Origin of the sequence: uncultured Sulfuricurvum sp. (genome assembly GCF_937936435.1) — a bacterium.
In the GTDB taxonomy this organism is placed as follows: domain Bacteria; phylum Campylobacterota; class Campylobacteria; order Campylobacterales; family Sulfurimonadaceae; genus Sulfuricurvum.
On sequence record NZ_CALDDG010000099.1, the window covers coordinates 1 to 5,505 of the forward strand.

The 5,505-nt window shown below is 44.3% G+C and carries 2 protein-coding genes and 1 pseudogene; all 3 read left to right on the top strand.

The annotated features are described in order from the left end of the window. Positions 1-1,987, top strand: a 1,987-nt coding sequence (locus Q0389_RS09615) for a flagellar biosynthesis protein FlgL (protein ID WP_298693772.1), incomplete at its 5' end; no start/stop codon positions are given. A gap of 126 nt (positions 1,988-2,113) precedes the next feature. Then, positions 2,114-4,339, top strand: coding sequence for a DNA translocase FtsK 4TM domain-containing protein (locus Q0389_RS09620; protein WP_298693774.1), 2,226 nt, complete (start codon positions 2,114-2,116; stop codon positions 4,337-4,339). 221 nt (positions 4,340-4,560) lie between these two features. Further along, positions 4,561-5,505 (top strand): annotated as a pseudogene (locus tag Q0389_RS09625) (aconitate hydratase B); the annotation flags it as partial.

Below are 5,505 nucleotides of genomic sequence, written 5' to 3' on the forward strand. Positions count from 1 at the left end.
CCTCCGTTTAGACGATGAAATCACGACGCCGACACAGGTTAAAAACAGTGCGCAAAGTGCCTATAAAGTCTCGACACAAACAGACACGACGATCGGTGAAATCGTAAAAACACTTGAATCGATGAAAGTTAAACTGGTCAATGCCGCCACCGATTCGAACTCCGATACCAGTATGCAAGCTATCGCAAAAGAGTTGCGCGGATTGCAAAACCACCTTTTAACGTTAGCTAATACCTCGATAGGCGGGCAATATCTCTTTTCCGGAACAGCCACTTCCGTTAAGCCTATCTCATCGGATGGAACGTATCAGGGTAATGATAAAGACCTTGAAGCATTTTTGGGTTCAGGAGTCAAACAAAAATACAATATCAGCGGTTCACAACTCTTTTTAGGCGAAGAGAGTAAAATCACCCGAACTATCACTACAAACGTTGCTCAGATGAGCCTAAACGACTTATATCCGGATATTATGCAAAATCCTGACACGCCGAGAAGTGCATCTGAAGAAAGTTACATTACAGGCAGCAGCACAATCCGCGATTTAATGGGTGACAACGATGCTGATACAACCAACGACACAACCCGTTCATCCTATTTCTATGTAGAAGGGACACGTACCGACGGTACGACCTTCAAATCAAAAATCCAAATGGGGATGGATGATACCATGGATGATTTGATGCATCAAATTGCCCTTGCCTATGATCCAAATACGGCTTCACCGACTGCAAATCAGGTAAATGTTTCCCTGAACGCCAACGGACAAATAGAAATCACCGATAAAATAGCGGGTTCAAGCAAACTGGACTTTCATATGGTCGGTGCCGTCGATTTTGACTCGACCAATGCAGGTGACGCCGCCGATATATCAGATGCTATGTATGGCGCTAGCGCCGGAAGTATCGATAATCTGCAATCCGGCACGACTGATTTTGAAACGGCTGCTGTCACAACTCCCGGGCTTTATGTCAAAGAGTTCACCAAAAGCGGTTTCACTTCTCCGGCAGGTGTAAGCAATACGCTAGAAGGAGTCAACTACGACCGTACCAATTTTGAACAAGACGGTTCAAAACTGACATCGAACATTTCTCAAATCAATAAAAATGACAACAGTTTTGCGACTGCAACGACCAAACTTCTCGATGTTGCCGGGGTAAATACCCTTGACGGACAACAGATGATTATTAACGGAACCGATGTCAACGGAAATCCTTTTACAGCCCAAATCGATCTTGCCACAGCGGGATCAACTTTTTCATTAGACGGCGGTACGACCAACTACGATATTTTCAATACCCAGACTCCGCGTGTGGCAGCAGATGCGGACTCGATGACATATCAACAGCTAATGGACGTCGTCAATATGGCAATGACTGGCAATCTTCCGGCTACAAATACAGCCGCCGACTATGATACGGCAATCACGGCATCCAATTCAAAAGCATCGGTACAACTCGACAGTTCCGGGCGTATGGTCTTTGAAGATAAAGTAAACCCTTCGACGAATGCTTCCCTCTCAATCTATGATGCGGGATCGGATACCTATCCCGCATCGGGAACAAGTGGTGGATCCATTTTTACGTTTAATGCAAATAGTGCGTTAACCGTTCGCGATGCAAAAACCGACTTTTTTGCCCAGATCGAAGAGATGATCAAATCCGTTGAAGAGGGAAAAACACGCGCAAACGGCAGTGATGCAGCTGATCCGAGAAATATCGGGATACAAAACGCTATTCAAATGCTCGACGATCTTAGCGATCACGTCAGCCGTATGCAGACCGAGGCAGGATCGTATTCGCAAGTATTACAGGCATCTTCCGATCGTACCTCTATGCTCATCATAAGTACAAAAACACTTCAATCCGACGTCATCGATACAGATATTGCCGAAGCAACGCTTAGAATGCAGCAACTCAGCCTCAATTATCAGGCAATGCTCTCTAGCATCTCGAAGGTATCCAAGCTCTCTCTCGTCAATTATGTATAACACTCTGCAATAAAAGGGGCTTCTCTCCCCTTTTTTGCTATAATTTATCTACTTTTACAACTTATCCAAGGATTACCTATTTTACGCGATACACTGTTTATTGCCGGGTTCGGTATTTTATTTTATTTGGGGTTAGCCACTATCATCAGCGATGCATCTATTATCGGTGCATACGGAGCCTCCTTTGCCTCTGCAAACATATACGTCTTCGGCTATGTCGCCTACACTTATCTTTTGCTCTTAATGGTCCCTTTGTTTTACTGGTATAAATACGACGGTCCTATCGTTCGACGTTTGGAAATGGCCGGTGTTTTTTCTCTCCTTTTTTTTGCCCTCCTCTTTTTTCAGGCGATGGTGGTAGAAGGAACCTATCGCGGTGCATTCGGAGGTGTCATCGTCGATTTTATCTCCGTATATATCGGGACATTCGGATTATGGACATTATGGCTGATGATGGTGGCCGTATCGGTTGTCTTGGTCATGGAACAAAGTCTATCCGAACTTGCCCAACCTATTAAAGAGTATATGGATAAACCGCTCCCAACACCAAAAAAAGTGCAAAAATCGCAGAATGAACCTATTTCCGATAATCAAACACCCTCCGCAGATGACTTCTCCGCATATTCCGCAAGCCAACAAACAGAGGAGGAGGAGGAAGAAGATTCCTTCTCGTTAGACGTCGCTGCAGTAGAGAAAGAAGATCTTCCGCTTGAAAACCGTCAAGTATTGCCGGTACAGGAATCGATCCCGCATCAAACCGTTGCACCTCTTCTATCCGAGCCAGTAGTCGCTGAAGAAAACGCTCCAAAAGAGTCGACGATATTAAGTATGGCAAAAAAAGTCAAAGAGAGCAAACAGCATGCACTTGTCGTCGATGAACTGGAAGAAAATAAAATGCTTCTAGAGCAGATTGACAAAGGAGTCAGCGAAAAACCGAAAAATTTCAAACTCCCTTCCATCGATTTTTTTCAAAATCCGCCTAAGAAACAGACTTTGGTGGATGAAGCGGAGCTGGATGATAAAATTCGCGATCTTATCGAAAAACTGGGCCATTTCAATATCGAGGGTGACGTCGTCCGTACTTATGCGGGGCCTGTCGTCTCAACCTTCGAATTCAAACCTGCAGCCAATATCAAAGTATCAAAAATTCTAGGTTTGCAAGATGATTTGGCAATGGCACTTCGGGCACAAACGATACGTATACAAGCACCAATCCCAGGAAAAGATGTTGTCGGTATCGAAATTCCGAACAAATCGGTAGAGACAATCTATCTCAGAGAGATGCTGGAAAGCAAACTTTTTCAGGAGGCGGCATCTCCATTGACACTGATCCTAGGCAAAGATATTGTCGGAAAACCTTTTATCACCGATCTTAAAAAGCTTCCGCACCTTCTTATCGCCGGAACGACCGGAAGCGGGAAAAGTGTCGGTATCAATTCCATGATTCTGAGCCTTTTATATAAAAATTCTCCGGATCAACTGAAACTGCTAATGATCGATCCGAAGATGTTGGAATTCTCGATCTATAATGACATTCCACACCTTCTGACACCCGTTATCACGAACCCCCAGGTGGCGACTTCGGCACTCAACAACATGGTATATGAAATGGAACGTCGTTATCAACTGATGAGCGAAACCCGAACCAAAAATATCGAAAATTATAACGATAAAGCCAAAGTCGAAAAACGCGATCTCCTCCCATACATCGTCGTCATCATCGATGAATTAGCTGATTTGATGATGACCAGCGGTAAAGATGTGGAATATTCAATCGCTCGGTTAGCTCAAATGGCACGTGCCAGCGGTATCCATCTCATCGTTGCAACCCAGCGTCCGAGCGTCGATGTCGTCACCGGATTGATTAAAGCCAACCTCCCCTCACGTATCAGTTATAAAGTAGGACAAAAGATCGACAGTAAAATCATCCTCGACGGTATGGGAGCCGAATCGCTGTTAGGACGTGGTGACATGCTCTTTACCCCTCCGGGTATGAGTGGTCTAGTCCGTCTGCATGCTCCATGGAGTACCGAAGTCGAAATCGAAAAAGTGGTCGATTTCCTCAAATCGCAGCGCGAGCCGGAATACGATCGCCGTTTTTTACGCGATAAAGAAGATATCACGAAAACAGACGGGGGAAGCGGGAACGATGAAGAAGTGGATGAGCTGTACGAAGAAGCCAAAAATATTGTCCTGAGTGAACAAAAAACATCTATCAGTTACCTGCAAAGACGCCTTCAAATCGGCTATAACCGCTCTGCCCGCCTTATAGAGCAGCTAGAAAATAACGGTATTCTCTCCGCACCCAATGCTAAAGGCAACCGCGATATCATTGCCGAAACCCCTTTTTAATTCTCCTGACGGAGAGTCTTTATTCCTTTTTTTGTAACTTTATTACTCTTTCTATAGTTTTATATATTTCTATTTTAGTGTCCATTATTTTTACATGTGTTACAAATATAAACATATATCTACTTTATTGGCCTTCATATTGTGTATTTTTGTAACATTATTACAAAACTCATTTTTTCTTCTGTTATAATCATTGAAAATTAACTGGCACAGGAGTCACTATGGCTTTTATGGACGAATACAAAGCACACGTAGCAGAACGGGCGGCTCAAGGGATACCTCCATTCCCACTTACAAAAGAGCAAGTTACTGAGTTAGTAGCACTCATTACAGCTGAAAGTTCCAAAAACGATGAGTTGGTAACAATGTTAGCAGAACGTGTCAATCCGGGTGTTGACGACGGCGCGCATGTTAAGGCTGCATTTTTACATCAAGTACTCCAAGGCCAAGTAAAAGCTTTCTTGGCGGACAACAGCGATATCAACAGTGATGATCATAAAAAAGCGGCGATCAAAATTCTCGGTAAAATGGTCGGAGGCTACAACGTCAAACCTCTTATAGATGCACTTAGCAATGATGCAATCGCAAACGAAGCGGCACATGAGCTTAAACATACCCTTTTGGTTTATGATGCATTTAACGATATCGTTGATCTTTCAAAAACCAATAAATACGCAAAAGAAGTTCTTCAATCATGGGCCGATGCTGAGTGGTTTACCGCTAAAAAGCCTCTTGTTGAAAAATTCAGCGTAGTCGTTTTCAAATTCCCGGGTGAAACCAATACCGATGACCTCTCTCCTGCGAGTGCGGCATTTACCCGTTCAGATATTCCGCTCCACGCAACAACGATGTTGAGTGCAAAAATGCCTGAAGGTATTGCAAAAATCGCTGAGTTGAAAGAAAAAGGGATGCAAATCGCTTACGTCGGTGACGTTGTCGGAACCGGTTCAAGCCGCAAATCTGCCGCTAACTCGGTTCAATGGCACATGGGTGACGATATCCCCGGTATCCCGAATAAACGTACCGGCGGTGTCGTAATCGGAAGCATCATCGCTCCGATTTTCTTTGCTACGTGTGAAGATTCCGGTGCATTGCCGATCGAAGCCGATGTTAGCCAAATGGAAACCGGTGACGTACTCGATATCGATACAAAAGCGGGAACGATT